Source organism: Rubritalea tangerina, from assembly GCF_042683245.1.
GTDB classification, from domain to species: Bacteria; Verrucomicrobiota; Verrucomicrobiia; order Verrucomicrobiales; family Akkermansiaceae; genus Rubritalea; species Rubritalea tangerina.
On the sequence record NZ_JBHUJB010000031.1, the window covers coordinates 74,491 to 89,353 of the forward strand.

Here is a 14,863-nt window from a genome sequence, read left to right on the forward strand (position 1 = left end):
ATCTGGCGATGCTGCTTAGTTTTCCGCCGCTATGAAGAACCAGCCATTAGTCATTGCCGATCGCAGTTTTGAGTCACGTTTGATGACCGGTACGGGCAAATTTGCCTCGAACCCATTGATGCGTGATGCGTTAGCCGCTTCGGGATCAGAGATTGTGACAGTGGCATTGCGTCGTGCTGATTTGAGTGGTGGCAATGACCCCTACGCAAACATTCTCGAGTTTATCGACTCAGAGAAGTATCTGTTGCTGCCGAATACCAGTGGCGCGATGGATGCGGAGGAGGCCGTGCGACTCGCACGTTTAGCTGCAGCGGCGGGCTTACCCAAGTGGGTCAAGTTAGAGATTCACCCGGACCCAAGATATCTTTTACCTGACCCGATTGAGACACTGAAGGCTGCGGAGATTCTGGTGAAGGAAGGTTTCACGGTTCTACCCTACATTAATGCAGACCCCGTCTTGGCTAAGCGTTTACAGGAAGTAGGCACGGCAGCTGTGATGCCATTAGGAGCACCTATTGGTTCTAACAAAGGTGTGGTGACACGCGATCAGATTAGAATAATCGTGGAGCAGGCGACTGTACCTGTGGTTGTGGATGCGGGCTTGGGTGCTCCCTCACATGCTGCTGAGGCTATGGAGCTAGGGGCTGATGCCGTGTTAGTGAATACGGCGATTGCGATTGCATCTGATCCGGTGCGCATGGGGGCTGCCTTCAAGGTTGCGGTGGAAGCTGGTCGAGCAGCTTATGAGATGGGCATGCCAGAAGTGATTGATGGTGCATCAGCAACTTCGCCGCTCACTGGCTTTTTAGAAGGTGCTTAGGGCTAGGCTGAGAGCTCTCGTGACGCTATAGGGCCGAGATATGCGGTGTGGTGTCAGCTAAGTTCTCAAGATCATTGTTCGATAGTAGGTTGAGGAAATGGCTCCTGACAGATTCTTCTTTTATTAGGCTCGGGTTATTTTGATCAACTTTGTTCTTCGGTAGTCCGGAATGTCTATTCAGGGCTGCCTCTAGACTTATGGATCAGAAAAATTACCTTTCTCAATTATTTCCATTACTTAACTGGCACCACACTAGCAGGAATGCTCCATCAGGAGGTGAGAGGGATGAGCAAACCTTGATTGTTAGTTGGGATTTCTATAGCGTCTTTCCATGCAAGGATGTGAGCAATGGATCGTTCAGGGGATTCAGGCGAGAGAGGCGCAGTTGTACCAAAAAGCGTTAGAGTGCTTTGAACAGGCGGCTCGGTTAGACCCTGATGACGCTGCGATATTGCTTGAGCTAGCAAGGGGCCAGATAGAGGCAGGCTATATAGCGAGTGGTCGAGATTCCATTACTCGGCTTGCTGGTGCTGGGATTGAAGATACTGACTTTCAAGTGGCATTGGCTGAGTTGTGGATCTTGGTGGGGGAGACTGATAGGGCTCTTGATTGTTATGAGTGGGTGCATAGGCATCGTGTGGGGGCTGGCGACGGGGAGCTGGAGGGTATGCTATTGTTAGAACGTGTTTTTGATGCTGAGAGGATAAGGGCATGGAATGAACGGGTGCAAAGGAGTGATATTGGGCGTGAGCAGCGTTGGTTTTGTGCCGCTATAGTGGCAAAATCTCTAGGGAACGTAGATGAGGCGATACGATTGTACGAGAGAGTTTGGGGGGCAGGGAATGGTGGGAATCTATTGATAGAGTCTGGATACCGTCTGGCACGTTTGTATGCAAAGGTGGGGCGGTTAGATGAAGCAATGGGTGTACTAGGGAAGTGTAAGGGATGGGAGGCGAAGGATATTGCCTTTAAGCATGTCTCACGGACGGTGACTGAGCGACGTAAGTTTGACAGTGAGCTTATGCATGCTCTACCCGATGGTTGGTTTGAGGATCGCAGGCCAGTTGAAGGTGCTGACAACGTTATGGTATTCGGGCACCCACGGAGCGGGACCTCGCTCATTACACAGAGGTTGTCTCAGTTAAGTGGAGCGGCTTGGGTGGATGAGCCAACATTGTTTGAAGCGATGGGACAGCGTTGGATGGAAGGACGAAGCTTGGATGATGGGGGAAAGAGCATGGCTAGCTTGTTAGCTGGAGCTAGTGGTGATGAGGCGCTGGAGTTCAATGATGCATATTGCGCACAATTACGGGGTTATAGAGAAGGGGAGAATAGGGTGTGGATAGATAAGAATCCAGGTCTCACGGGGTCACTGGCGAGTGTACATCGTTTATTGCCAGGCGTTGCGTGGATGACTGTGTTAAGAGATCCGAGAGATGTGGCAATGAGTTGTTATTTTCAGAGATTTGGAGCGACGCATTTGGGGTGGTCGTGTTTGAGTCCAGAGGGTGCATTAGCTGCCGTGACGCATACGATGGGAATGTGGACCAAGGTTGAGGAGCAGCTGAAGGGTACGGCGCGCGTGCTTGTGCGCTATGAAGATTTTGTAGCTCATGAGGGAGCTGAGTTAAGGCGCATCCTAGAGGAGTTGGCTTGGGAAGCCCCGGGGGGGGGCGAGCAGGAACGAGAAGTGGAGCTGAATCTATCTCCATCATTTGAGGACATTCATGTGGCGACCTACCAGTCAGCTTGTGGTCGTTGGCGGGAGGCTGGGGAGACATTTAGCATTGATGGTGGTTCAGGGAGGCAAGTTCTTGAAAGCTTGGGCTACTCAGCTGACTGAGGATGAGATAAAAAAAAGCAGCACATTGCGTCAATGTGCTGCTGTATGGGAACTTGCAGTGTGTATGTGGTGTTAGCGCTTGCGCCTGATCACGAGGGTGAGCGCACCGAGCCCGACTAAGAGTGTGCTGGAAGGTTCGGGAACAGCAACGATGGCGATGCCGGCAATGCCCCCCCTGGCGCTACCACTTCGGGGGAGGCCATCGATAAAGAGGGTGTCACTGGTGAGTCCTGAGATTTCGCCGAAGCCCGAGTGTCTGCCGCCACTTGTGATAACTTGGTTGATACTAAAACTACCGAGGCTGGCACCTCCATCTGAGACAAACAAGGGGACGTTGTCTCGGATATCCGTGGTGGTGGAGTCACCACTACCAATGAAAGTGATGGTATAGCTGGTATTTGAGCCGAGCCACGCTGAGAGGCCGCTGATGCTGACGGTAGCACCCGATCCTCCATCGTCGAGGTAGCCATGGTAGATTTCTTCAGCTCCGGCAGTGCCTGAGAAGGTGTTGGCTTGAGACCATTCGGTAGAAGCTGTCCAAGTAAAGGAGACGCCATCAAGAGTGGTTGAGCCATTGGGAGTGTCAGACGTGTTGGTCCAGTCACCGGCATCAATGCCAAAAGCTGTGCCTGAAACATCAGCAAGTTTAGCGGCACTATACCTACCGCCTAGGAAGTTAATGGCTAGTGTTGAGGCTTTTGAAACAGCAGAGGTTCCTCCAATCATAGATGCTGTCAAAACAGCAGTTTTGATCCTGTTTTTATTGTATTTCATTTTTCTATCGAGGGTGATGGGAAGGTGGGCTTCTATGTTATAGGTAGAAAGAAAATGTGGGTCAACGAGAAATTTAAGGAGGGTGAATAAGATGTAGGGAAGAAGTCGCTCCGGAATGTATGAAGCATGTGAGGGTTTGAGGTAGTGAGGGCGATGGGTGGGGGAGAATGCGTTTGGAAGGATTGTAAAAAATTAGGAAACTCACTATTGCCAAGGAGGTGATGTGGGTTTATCGAACCAGCATGAGCTTAATTGCAGACGATTCCGCCCTGATGGCGACTACGAAGTCACTTTGTGAGACATTGGTTTCTCAGGAAGAATTCAAGAACCTTCACAACAGTGTTGAGGCATTCCTCAGCAATGACGAAGCACGCCTCCAGTACCAATCTGTGCACGAGAGTGGTGAGGCGCTTAACAACAAGCAACGTTCAGGTGTTGAGCTCAGCGATTCTGAGATTAATGAATTTGAGCAAGCTCGTGAGCAGCTTCTTCAGAATTCTGTGGTGACTGACTTTATGGACGCGCAGCGTGAGCTTCAGATGGTTCAGCAGGCGATTGGTAAGTACGTCGGCCTGACCCTTGAGCTTGGTCGCGTACCTACGGAAGAGGATTTTGCTGCGGCAGCTGGCCAAGGTGGTGGTTGTTGTGGTGGCGGCGGAGGTGGTGGCTGCGGCTGCTAATTCTGAGCACAGAGCAAAATTTTTACAACCAACGTGGCGGCAGCGACGTTGGTTTTTTATTTTCGATCTTCGCGCTTGCTTCGGAGATGGGGATTCGCATGAATGGCGTCATGCAATCTGAGCTTGATGACTTATTTGAATTCCTTCGTTTTCCCAGCATTTCTACGGCATCTGAGCACGGTAAGGACGTGCGTGCTTGTGGGGAGTGGTTGTTAGGAAAATTATCGTCCATGGGGTTGGATGCGGAGCTACATGAGACTGCGGGGCATCCTGTGGTGGTCGCACGCAATGCGCACCATGATGACCGAAAGACCGTTTTGATTTATGGTCACTATGATGTGCAGCCAGTAGATCCTTTGGAATTATGGGACACTCCGCCATTTGAGCCAGTATTGAAGGATGGTCGGATTTGGGCACGCGGTGCTACAGATAATAAAGGGCAGATGTTAGCACATGTATTAGGTGTGGAGCAGACGCTGAAAGAAGAGGGTGAATTACCTGTGAATTTGATTTTTCTCTTTGAGGGTGAAGAGGAGATAGGTAGTCCAAACCTTGTGCCATTTATTGAGGCGCACAAAGAAGTGTTAGCTTGCGATATTATCGCAGTTTCGGACACTGGGATGGTGGCGCGTGGGGTTCCGACGATGGGATATGGCCTGCGAGGTATCACATGCTGTGAGGTTACGGTGAAGGGACCGGCTGGGGATCTTCATTCAGGAGTCTATGGGGGAGCTGTGGCGAACCCGGCAACGGCAGTGGCGCGACTGGTTGCGAGTTTACATGATGCGGATGGTAAGATTGCGATTGAAGGGTTTTACGATGACGTGAAGCCATTAGAGGGGTGGGAGCGTGAGATGTGGGCACAAGTTCCTGGGGTGAGTGACGCGGACCTTCTCGCCCAGACAGGTGCACCAGAGGTCTTTGGTGAACCTGGATACAGTTCGGCTGAGCGTTTGTGGGCACGGCCGACAGCTGAAGTTAATGGCATAGGTGGTGGCTACCAAGGTGAAGGGTCGAAAACGGTACTTCCCGCAGAAGCGATGGCGAAGTTTTCATTCAGATTGGTGCCGAATCAGGACCCCATCGACATCAGTCGGAAGGTTCAGGCTCATTTGGAAAAGCACGCACCCGCAGGTGTTCGAGTGAGCGTGGAGGCGGGCCATGACGGTAAACCCTACTATACGGATCCCCACAGTGCTTATGGCAAGGCTGCTCAGGTTGCTTTAGAGAAGGCATTTGGGAAACAGCCTGTGCTTATTAGAGAAGGAGGAAGCATTCCGATTATCAAGGACATGCAGGATATTCTAGGAGCGGATACGCTTTTACTTGGGCTCGCATTACCTGATTGTCAAATTCATGCCCCTAACGAGAATTTCTGGGTAGAGAACTTCGAGGCTGGAATAGCGATGAACCGTATTTTGCTAGGTGAACTCGCTAGTGTGGAATAAGTAGAGACCTGTGTGAGATAGTATAGTCCTACTTGTTGGTCTTTACGGGAAGTATCAAAGAAAAAGCCAACTAGCACTCGCTAGTTGGCTTTTGCATGTATCGAATACACACAACGATGAAAAGAGGCGTTTTACTTGCGGCGTCGCATGATGAGGGCAAGTCCACCAAGGCCGATGAGAGCGGAGGTACTTGGCTCTGGGACTGCGGTCAGGGTGAGAGCTGACAAGGCATGGTTGGCTGTAGAGGCATTGCTAAGTACGACGACGAGTGTCTTATCGGTGGATTTTAAGCCGGAGAGGCTGGTGTATACGGGTTCTCCAGCGGTGCTTACCGTACCAAAGGAATCACTATCTTGACCGGAGACGGAAATGACTTGGCCGTCGAAGCTTGTGTTGCCAGAGAACTGGCCAATGACAGCAGTGAGGTCGTAGCGGAGTGTGTCGTCCAGGTTTTTGAAAGTAAGAAGCGTGACGCGCGTGCCTACGCCGCCACCGAAAATGCCCAACCAATCCTCCATGTGGGCATCTTGAAAGGGTGAGATTTCACCTGCAGATCCAGCAGAGGGGTCAGAATTGTTATAGCCACCAGCGGCACCTGGGCCGCTCACTTGGATGGTAACTCCGGTGGCGGCATTGTCAGAGTAGCGGTTCAGTGCGATATCGGAGTCAAAAGATCCGATGACGTTGAAATTGTCACCAGCATCTGGAGCTGAAGTGCCGAAGTCGATTCCAATTAGGTCCCCAGCAAAGATTGCTGCTTGAGTTGAGCCCATTGAAGCAGATGCAGCTAGCACGGCTGAGAGGACGAGTTTAGTCGTTTTTTTCATAGTTGTACTGTTTTTTATTTAGTTGGGGTTGCCCCGTCCTTAGTCCTTGTTTGACGGGGAAATAGTTCTCAAGTGTGGTAGCGGTGAACTCTTAAGATGCAGGTGCGCTGCACATGTTAGAGGATGGTTTTTCGAGGGTGAATGAAGGGAGGTGTTTGATGGCGCCACCTTCGAGTGCTGACTCGTGAGACAAGATTCCGACGCATGTCCAGTTGGCAGATTCTGCGGCATCTGGGAAGCATGGGCGATTTTCTAGGAGAGCTGAGACGAATGCATGGACGAGGTGTGGGTGTGAGCCACCGTGTCCAGCGCCTTGAGTGAAGGAAAGGTGTTCTTCGCCTGTGTCACCGCCGAAGACGCCACCTGTGGTGAAGGGGGCAATTTCATCAGGGAGGTAGTGGGCATAGTCTGGGCATGTGACAGTCTCAGGAATTTCAGGCTCAGGCTTTTTAGCGGTGTGAACGACAAGTGGTTCATGTTCGATGAGTGGCCATTCGACAGATTTTTTTGAGCCGTAGACTTCGAAGCTTTCGCGGTACTGGCGTGCGGTATCAAAGAGGGAGCGGTAGACTTGGCCACTGAGCTTGGAGTCCTTGAATTTGATATGGGCAGTTTCAACAGCGAAGGGAGAGCCATATTCCGCTTCGAGCTCTGGGCGGATTTGGCCAGAACCGAAGCAGGAGACGTATTCGGCACGGTCGCGTGTGAGGCCGAGTACTGGGCCAACGCAGTGGGTGGCGTAGTGCATTGGGGGAAGCCCTGGCCAGTAGCTGGGCCAGCCGTCCATGTCTTGTTGGTGGCTGCCTTTAAGGAATTGGACATCACCGAGTTCGCCTTTATCGTAGAGTTCTTTCATGAAGAGGAACTCACGGCTGTAGACGACGGTTTCCATCATCATGTACTGGAGGCCAGTTTCCTTACAGAGTCTGCAGATTTCTTCGCATTCTTCGACGCTTGTGGCCATGGGGACGGTACATGCGACATGCTTACCGGCTTTGAGGGCTTGGATTGACTGTTGGCCGTGTAGAGGGATGGGAGTGTTGATGTGAACGGCGTCGACTTCGGGGGCGAGCAGGAGTTCTTCGTAGCTGGTGTAGCGTTTTTCGATGCCAAATTTGTCACCGATTTCATTTAGTGAATCTTCATTTCTTTGGCAGATAGCTACTAAATTTGCATTTGGGTGACGTTGGTAAATCGGGATAAATTCAGAACCGAATCCTAGGCCAACAATCGCTACATTTATCTTTTTATCACTCATAGATTTAAATGTGACTATAGTGGGAAGTTGAAAAATGATCTTGTGCGAGTAGGACAAAAATTATGATAAATGAGACATGGTGAATGATGTTAGTGAATTTGATAGGGATGCTTGGTTAGCACGGATTGATGTAACTCAGGGTTTTACACCATTGTTAGAGCATCTTCCTGGTGTTTCATTTTTTGCTAAGAACTTGGATGGGGCATTGATGAAGGCTAACCAGAACTTCTTGGTACGATTTGGGTTTCGTGATGAGAGTGAGTTGATCGGCAAGACTGACTATGATTTATTTCCGCCAAGTTTGGTTGAGAATTTTCGCAAAGACGACTTGGAGGTGATTGGGACGAGTACGCCGAAGTTAAATATCATTGAGTTGTTCTTTAACAGGCAGGGACTTCCAGATTGGTACTTTACCAACAAGCTACCAATTCTAGATAAGGATGGTGAGGCCATTGGGGTGATGGGGGTGACGTGGAGTCATGGGGGATCTCAAGAGAGGATGCAGCCGTTTTCTAGAGTGGCACCAGCGATTGAATTTATTCGCGAGAATTTCAGAAGTAAGGTGACGATTCAGGAGCTAGCGGAGATGTCGGGCTTTTCGACGCGGCAATTTGGCAGGCATTTCCAGGATGCATTTGGGACAACCCCACAGCAATTCATCATGAAGACGCGGATTCAGGCAGCTTGTGAAGAATTGCGAAAAAGTGACATGGACCTAGCAACCTTAGCGATGAATTTGGGATTTTACGACCAGAGTTCTTTTACGATGCATTTTCGAAAGCATATTGGTGTGACGCCATTACAATTTAGAAAGCAAAACCGTGAAAGTTCTCAATAAAATTTACGTGGGCCTGAAAACGGGAGTGATGGTGTCCGATATATCATAAAAATTGTCTCTCCAATCCAAGATGTGAGCGTGGTGCTATGTTTAATTAGAAGTATCTATGAGAACAATTGGACTAGGATTAATACTGGTGTTGCCATTGGCGGCAGAGGCGCAGGAGAGGATCTTTGATGGGGCGAGCCTTAAGGGGTGGTCTGGCAACAAAGAGATATGGCGTGTAGAGGATAAGGCGATCACTGCAGAGATTAGGGCTGGGGAGCGTTTGGGGAGGAATGAGTTTATCTTTTTTGATGAGCAACTGGGGGATTTTGAGCTCAATTTACAGTATCGGATTAGTGGTGGCCCGACAGCGAATTCTGGGATTCAGATTCGCAGTGAGAAGAAGAATGGGAGTGCTGTGGGGTATCAATGTGATTTGGATGATGGGAAGACCTGGCTGGGACGGATCTATGATGAGCATGGCCGTGCATTGATTACGGAGCGTGGTACTCTAACTAAAATTGGTGTAGATGGTAAGCGCCACCAGCTTCCTTTTATTGAAGACCCAAGGACATTAGAGAAGTTTGCGAAGAAAGATGATTGGAATAGTTATCGCATCGTAGCGAAAGGGCATCGGATTGAGATCTCTATCAACGGGCGTCATTTCACGACTTTAGAGGATTACCAGGAAGGGCAGTATGATTTGTCTGGGCTCTTGGCATTTCAGATTCACAGCGGTGTGGGTCCAGCAAAGATTCAGTTCAAGGATGTTGAGCTGACAAAATTTGAGAGCAAGCAGACAGGGAAGAAGGCGACAAAGGCATCGTTGGGCATTGTTCCTAAGGATGCGCCGAATATTGGTTTTGAGATGGGAAATCTGGATGGATGGACATTTGAGGGCGATGCTTTTGAAGGACAGCCAGTGAAATCAGGGGCGCTTGCGCAGCGCATGCGTGGTACGAAGAGTAATGCTGACGGTGCTTTTTGGTATGGGGGCTACGAGGTACGAAAGAGTGATGCTCCAACTGGGGTGATGCGTTCAAAGAGTTTTCGTGTGACCCACCCGTGGGCATCTGTGCGAGTGGGCGGCGGTGCAGGAAATGGCACGCGGGTAGAAATAGTCGAGAAAGCTGGCGACAAGGTGATCAAAGCATTCAAAGGGAGTAATTTAGAGCCTATGAGTGTGCAGTCAGTGAACTTGTCCAAGTTCAAAGGCAAAGAAATCTATGTTCGTATCGTGGACGAGGCGAAAGGTGGATGGGGGCATATCAACTACGATGACTTTAGGTTTCATGAGACGAAGCCGAAGGGGGGAGGAAAAGGGCCATTGTTGTGGGCTCTGGGGGCGAACCCCAACCAGTCCGATAAGAACGAGACTGTCAGAGACATGCTCATTCCGGAAGGTTTTGAAGTCAGCACGGCGCTTTCGGAACCTCAGGTCAAGCAGCCGATTGGTTTCACTTTTGATGCAAAAGGAAGACTGTGGGTGGCGGAGGCATTTGCCTATCCACGTCGGGCAAAGGATGGGGAAGGGAAGGATACGCTCTTAATTTTTGAGGATAGCAATGGCGACGGGAAGTTTGACAAGCGGACTGTGTTTGCTGACAACTTGAACTTAGTGAGTGGGTTTGAAGTTGGGTATGGTGGGGTATTTGTGGCCTGTGCACCGGAGTTTTTATTTATTCCTGATAAGGATGGTGATGATGTTCCAGATAGTGAGCCTGTGGTGCTCTTAGATGGTTTTGATACCGCGGACACGCACGAGACCCCCAATTCCTTTATGTGGGGCAATGACGGTTGGTTATACGGCTGTCACGGGGTTTTTAACAAATCTAGGGTTGGGAAGCCAAACACACCTAAGAAGGACAGACTGTATATGGAAGCTGCAGTTTGGCGTTACCACCCGGTGAAAGATGTATTTGAAATCTATGCCAACGGGGGATCTAACCAATGGGGGCTGACCTACAGTGCTGATGGGGAGATGTTTATGACGCACTGTCGTTCGGCGTGGGGCTTGGGGCCTGTGACTCAGGTTTTCCGAGATGGACACTATTGGTCACAAGCTAACAGGAATCACGAAGGTTTCATTGCGACGGATCAACCTGGGTACAGGGCAAGGAAGCTTCCTGCGGACAACTACATGACTTCAGTGGCTGCCTATGGGCACGGTGAGGGTGGTGCAGGTAAGGCTGGAACGCGCAGTATTTTTGGTGGGCACTCGCATGTGGGTTCGATGGTTTACCTCGGTGATAACTGGCCTGAGTCCTACCGTGGGAACTTATTTACTAACAACCTTCATGGTAGTCAGATGAACCGCGAGTTGCTCAAGAAATGGGATTCAGCGTATTTGTCATCGAGTCAAGGAAACGACCAGCTTTACTCAGCTGATCCAGAATATTTGGCAGTGCATTTAAAGTACGGACCTGATGGGGCGGTCTACTTTTCGGACTGGGCAGATAAACAACAGTGTCATAACAACCGACACGACATTTGGAATCGCACAAATGGGCGGGTTTATAAGATGGTTTGGAAGGATGGCTATCAGGCACGTAAAATTGACCTTACCAAAACGAGCGCGAAAGGTTTATTGAAGTGTTTAGATCATAAGAACGAGTGGTTCTCCCACATGGCGCAGCATGAATTTGCGCAGCGTCGGGCGGCGGGACAGGACCTGAGTGCTATTTATGGGCCACTGATTAAGGGGGTGCAGGACAAGACCAGTCAGAACCGCTTACGTTATCTTGTTTCATTACATGCTGCTGGAGGTCTCAATGATGCTCTCTACCAAGCATTATTGCAGGACTCGGATCCCGTGATAGTGAAGCAAGCATTGGTTTTCCTTACCGAGCAGGATGTTGAGAAGAGCAAAGGATTCGGAAGCCAGTTGGTAGAGCTTGCCAAGGCGAGTACGGATGCAACCGTTAGACTCTATCTTGCTGGTGCGTGCCAGAAGAGGATTGCCGAGCCATACGCGAAGCAAATCTTAGAGGTATTGGCGATGAGAGCGGAGGATGTGGAAGATCGTTTTATTCCGAAGATGATCTGGTATGCCTACAGTAGCTATGCGGATGAGAACCTTGATGCCTCACTAGCTTTAGCCCAGAAGACACCACTTCCAACCCTAAGGCGTTCTATCTATTGGCATGCAATGAAAAAGGATGCTAACAAGACAGTGGCAGCAGCTTTGTCTTTGCAGGGGAGTGCGATGCTCAGTGATGCTGTAGAGGCTATGTCTCATGCATTGATGTTTGAGGAAAAGGCCAATGCTCCAGCTCGTTGGCAGGAACTCGCTCTCAAAGCTCAAGGGGAAAGCCCTGGATCGGCTAAGGCCATCAAGGATCTAAACACGAAGTTTGGCCTGCAGGAGATCGATCAGAAGGCTGTGATTGCCGAGAGGAAAAAGGCTGCAAAAGGTGTGTTTATGGTCTGTGCGGCATGTCACGCACCGGGCAAAGACCAACCCGGTCCCTCACTTGAGGAAATTGCTGCAGTCTATGATAACAAAGCAGACATTATCAAATGGGTGAAAAACCCCGGTAAGAAGCGCGACAAGTATCCTAACATGCCAGGTTTCCCTCACATGACCGAGAAAGATCTGGAATTGGTTGCAGAGTATCTGTTAGATGTAGGTGAGGAATAAGTAGGCTACTCACAATATAACCAGAATGAGAAGGGGAGGTTTAGTGCCTCCCCCATAGACTTATGAATACGATGCAAGCAATGAGGTATGTGTTAGAGAGTGAAAATTCTCAGATACGTGTGGAGGTGAGTAATTTAGGTGCGAGTTTAATAAAGCTTGAGTGTACCGACAGAGATGGGCGTCTTGGGGATGTGGTTGTTGGGCCGGAGAGTATGGCTCAACTAGCAGAGAATCAGTCGTACATGGGCAGCACTGTGGGACGTTTTGCTAATAGGATAGCTAGGGGGGAATACAGAGATTCAGGAAAGTTGGTAAAGTTGTCTGTGAATGATGGGGCGAATCATTTGCATGGAGGGCTTGGTGGGATTCACAAGGTGTTATGGGAGGTAGAGAGTCAGAGTAAGGATTCTATTACCTTTGTTTATGTATCAGCAGATGGAGATGATGGTTATCCTGGGGAATTAGTAATGCGTGCTCGTTATTCTTTAGATGGAGAGAATCAACTCTCAGTGTGTTATGAGGCTGAGGCGGATGCAAGGACACCAGTCAATTTAGCTCAGCATGCGTATTGGAATCTGACGGGGAATCCCAAGGAATCAATTGAGCGACATGAAGTTCAGAGTGGGTCAGCATTGGCCTATTTAGAGCTTAATGAGGAGGTTTTACCGACTGGAGCCATTGCCCCATCTGAGGGGACTGTATTTGACTTTACGAAGTGGAGAGCACTTGGGGATGGATTAGAGTCAGGTGCTGAGCAAATTGTGAGAGCTGGTGGGTACGATCATTGTCTGGTATTCTCAGATTGTGTGAGCGGTACGTTAGAACACAGTATCACTGTTAGAGATGTGGGAAGTGGGAGAGTTATGGAAGTAATGACGAACATGCCAGGGGTTCAGCTCTATTCGGGAAATTTTCTGGATGGATCAGAGCTCGGTAAAGGGGGAGCTATTGAGCACAGAACAGGTTTATGTTTGGAGACGCAGCATTACCCCGATGCTGTCAATCACGCGCATTTTCCGTCGGCAATCCTTGAGCCTGGTGAGAAGTATGAGCATCACATCAGGTATCGTTTTTCAACCATGTGAATAGCAAACATGCGCAGGACGAGGAGTCTTGCGCATGTGTTTTTGTGGGGGGATTGAGAGGCTGAGCGTAGGACGAAATTACTCGGCAACTTTTTTAGCATTTTCGAGCCCGAGCTTTTTCATTTTTGGGGCAATGATCATGCGGCAATAGCCATTCTTTTTCCCATTAATTTTATAGTAATCTTGGTGATAGACCTCAGCTGGGTAAAAGGTGGTTGCTTTGGTGATTTCGGTTACGATGGGTGATTTAAAGTCCTTTTGGGCTGCTTGCATGGAGGCTTTAGCAGCATTTTTTTGTTCTTCAGTGTAGTAGTAGATTGCGGATCTGTACTGGGTGCCGACGTCATTGCCTTGGCGGTTGAGAGTGGTTGGGTCGTGAGCTTTCCAGAACCACTCAAGGATGGTTTCTGTAGAGATTTTGTTTGGATCGTAAACGAGGTGTACAACTTCAGCATGACCGGTAGCACCAGTGCAGATGTCTTTGTAGGTTGGGTTTTTGAGTGAACCACCGGTGTAGCCTGAGACGGCTGATTTGATACCGTCTAGACGGTTGTAGATGGCTTCAACACACCAGAAGCATCCGGCTCCTAGGCTAATTTGCTGGTGGCCTTCTGGGACGGTAGGCATTTTTGCGGGTGATTTGTCTGCGGACATAAGTGTTTGGTTACTGAAGTAAGTGAAAGCGATGGCAGCTACTGCGGCGAGGTAGAGGAATGGTTTTATTTTCATGGTGGGTGCTCCTTATAAGGGGTAGGAGGTGGCTAGCGGCGATTATATTCCCGCATTGCGACAGGCATGAAGTTTTCTAGGGCGCGGATACGCGTGCTATCGAGTGGGTGGGTGCGGAGGAATTCTGGGGTATTTCGGCCTTGTTTAGCATTGTAGGCGGAAAAGCGTTTCCACATTTTTACGGCTTCGCGTGGGTCATAGCCGGCTTTTGCCATGTAGATGGTACCGACTCTGTCGGCTTCGAGTTCGTGGCTACGTGAGTGAGGGAGGGCAACCCCGACGGTAGCGGCAGTACCGTAAGCTCCAGCGATCGCGGCGCGTTCACCGCCACTGGCTCCGTTATGGCGAGCGACTTGGTCGAGAGCGATGGCACCTAGGACGAGTCCTAGGCGTTGCATTTGTTGTTTTCCGACATGGTTTGAGGTAACGTGAGCGATTTCATGGCCGACGACAGTAGCGAGTCCAGCATCGGTCTGGGTGATTTTGAACATGCCGGTGTGGACGCCAACTTTCCCACCTGGAAGGGCGAAGGCATTGGGGGTGGGATCGTCAAAGACAACAAATTCCCAGCGTGCATTAGGGAGGTTAATCACTGGCTTGAGGCGTGCAGCCACGCGCCTTAGCTGGGCGTTATACGTGGCATTGGTGGAGACTTTCTTCTTCTTTTTGATGAGGGCAAATTCTTCAGCTCCTCGTGCCTGGAGGCTGGCACTGGTTTGAGTCACCCGAACATTTCCAGACTGATCGACAGCTGGTGGCGCCATACAGGCGTAGAAGCTGAGTGTTAGAGCACCCAGTATCGGAGTGTAAAAACGTTTCATAAGAGAGGAATTATACCGTGAAATGGCAGTGATGTAAATTCCATTCAAGAGCTAATCGATGAATGTTGGATTTGGGTAATTTGGCTAGTGAGCGTCTTTTCTGTTGGCTAACTGC

12 protein-coding genes are annotated in these 14,863 nt (G+C 49.8%); 7 read left to right on the forward strand and 5 right to left on the reverse strand.

What is annotated here, in order from left to right; translation table 11 throughout:
* The first annotated feature begins 31 nt into the window (after positions 1-31).
* Together ACFSW8_RS07230 and ACFSW8_RS07235 are read left to right on the forward strand one after the other, a co-directional pair.
* Positions 32-820 carry a thiazole synthase gene (locus ACFSW8_RS07230; RefSeq protein WP_377090908.1) on the forward strand — a complete coding sequence of 263 codons (789 nt, stop codon included), beginning with the start codon at positions 32-34 and terminating at the stop codon, positions 818-820.
* Between the two features lie 331 nt (positions 821-1,151).
* On the forward strand, positions 1,152-2,663 hold the full coding sequence (locus ACFSW8_RS07235) for a tetratricopeptide repeat-containing sulfotransferase family protein (protein WP_377090906.1): 1,512 nt from the start codon (positions 1,152-1,154) through the stop codon (positions 2,661-2,663).
* Positions 2,664-2,735: 72 nt separating this feature from the next.
* Here the strand turns inward: ACFSW8_RS07235 and ACFSW8_RS07240 are convergent, their stop codons facing one another.
* Positions 2,736-3,437, reverse strand: coding sequence for a PEP-CTERM sorting domain-containing protein (locus ACFSW8_RS07240; protein WP_377177826.1), 702 nt, complete (start codon positions 3,435-3,437; stop codon positions 2,736-2,738).
* Between the two features lie 242 nt (positions 3,438-3,679).
* Here ACFSW8_RS07240 and ACFSW8_RS07245 point away from each other — a divergent pair, with 242 nt between their 5' ends.
* Together ACFSW8_RS07245 and ACFSW8_RS07250 are read left to right on the forward strand one after the other, a co-directional pair.
* Positions 3,680-4,117: a YlbF family regulator gene (locus ACFSW8_RS07245; RefSeq protein WP_377090903.1), complete on the forward strand. Its 438-nt coding sequence runs from the start codon at positions 3,680-3,682 to the stop codon at positions 4,115-4,117.
* Between the two features lie 86 nt (positions 4,118-4,203).
* A complete protein-coding gene (locus ACFSW8_RS07250; RefSeq protein ID WP_377177828.1) occupies positions 4,204-5,565 on the forward strand; it encodes a dipeptidase in 1,362 nt (453 codons plus the stop codon).
* 131 nt (positions 5,566-5,696) lie between these two features.
* On the opposite strand, the gene ACFSW8_RS07255 is transcribed toward ACFSW8_RS07250, so the two are convergent.
* A complete protein-coding gene (locus ACFSW8_RS07255) occupies positions 5,697-6,392 on the reverse strand; it encodes a PEP-CTERM sorting domain-containing protein (protein WP_377090901.1) in 696 nt (231 codons plus the stop codon).
* 91 nt (positions 6,393-6,483) lie between these two features.
* Positions 6,484-7,650: a Gfo/Idh/MocA family protein gene (locus ACFSW8_RS07260; RefSeq protein ID WP_377090900.1), complete on the reverse strand. Its 1,167-nt coding sequence runs from the start codon at positions 7,648-7,650 to the stop codon at positions 6,484-6,486.
* 76 nt (positions 7,651-7,726) lie between these two features.
* Between ACFSW8_RS07260 and ACFSW8_RS07265 the strand changes: the two genes are divergently transcribed.
* The 3 genes from ACFSW8_RS07265 (at position 7,727) to ACFSW8_RS07275 (ending at position 13,198) form a co-directional block, all read left to right on the forward strand.
* On the forward strand, positions 7,727-8,488 hold the full coding sequence (locus tag ACFSW8_RS07265; RefSeq protein WP_377090899.1) for an AraC family transcriptional regulator: 762 nt from the start codon (positions 7,727-7,729) through the stop codon (positions 8,486-8,488).
* Positions 8,489-8,594: 106 nt separating this feature from the next.
* A complete protein-coding gene (locus tag ACFSW8_RS07270) occupies positions 8,595-12,113 on the forward strand; it encodes a PVC-type heme-binding CxxCH protein (protein ID WP_377177830.1) in 3,519 nt (1,172 codons plus the stop codon).
* Between the two features lie 62 nt (positions 12,114-12,175).
* Positions 12,176-13,198 (forward strand): aldose epimerase family protein, encoded by a 1,023-nt coding sequence (locus ACFSW8_RS07275; protein ID WP_377090898.1) that lies wholly within the window; start codon positions 12,176-12,178, stop codon positions 13,196-13,198.
* A 78-nt stretch (positions 13,199-13,276) separates the two neighbouring features.
* Here ACFSW8_RS07275 and msrA read toward each other — a convergent pair whose 3' ends face one another.
* Entirely contained in the window at positions 13,277-13,927 is a 651-nt protein-coding gene (gene msrA / locus ACFSW8_RS07280; protein ID WP_377090897.1) for a peptide-methionine (S)-S-oxide reductase MsrA, read from the reverse strand.
* 32 nt (positions 13,928-13,959) lie between these two features.
* Positions 13,960-14,748 (reverse strand): M48 family metallopeptidase, encoded by a 789-nt coding sequence (locus ACFSW8_RS07285; protein ID WP_377177832.1) that lies wholly within the window; start codon positions 14,746-14,748, stop codon positions 13,960-13,962.
* Positions 14,749-14,863: the final 115 nt, after the last annotated feature.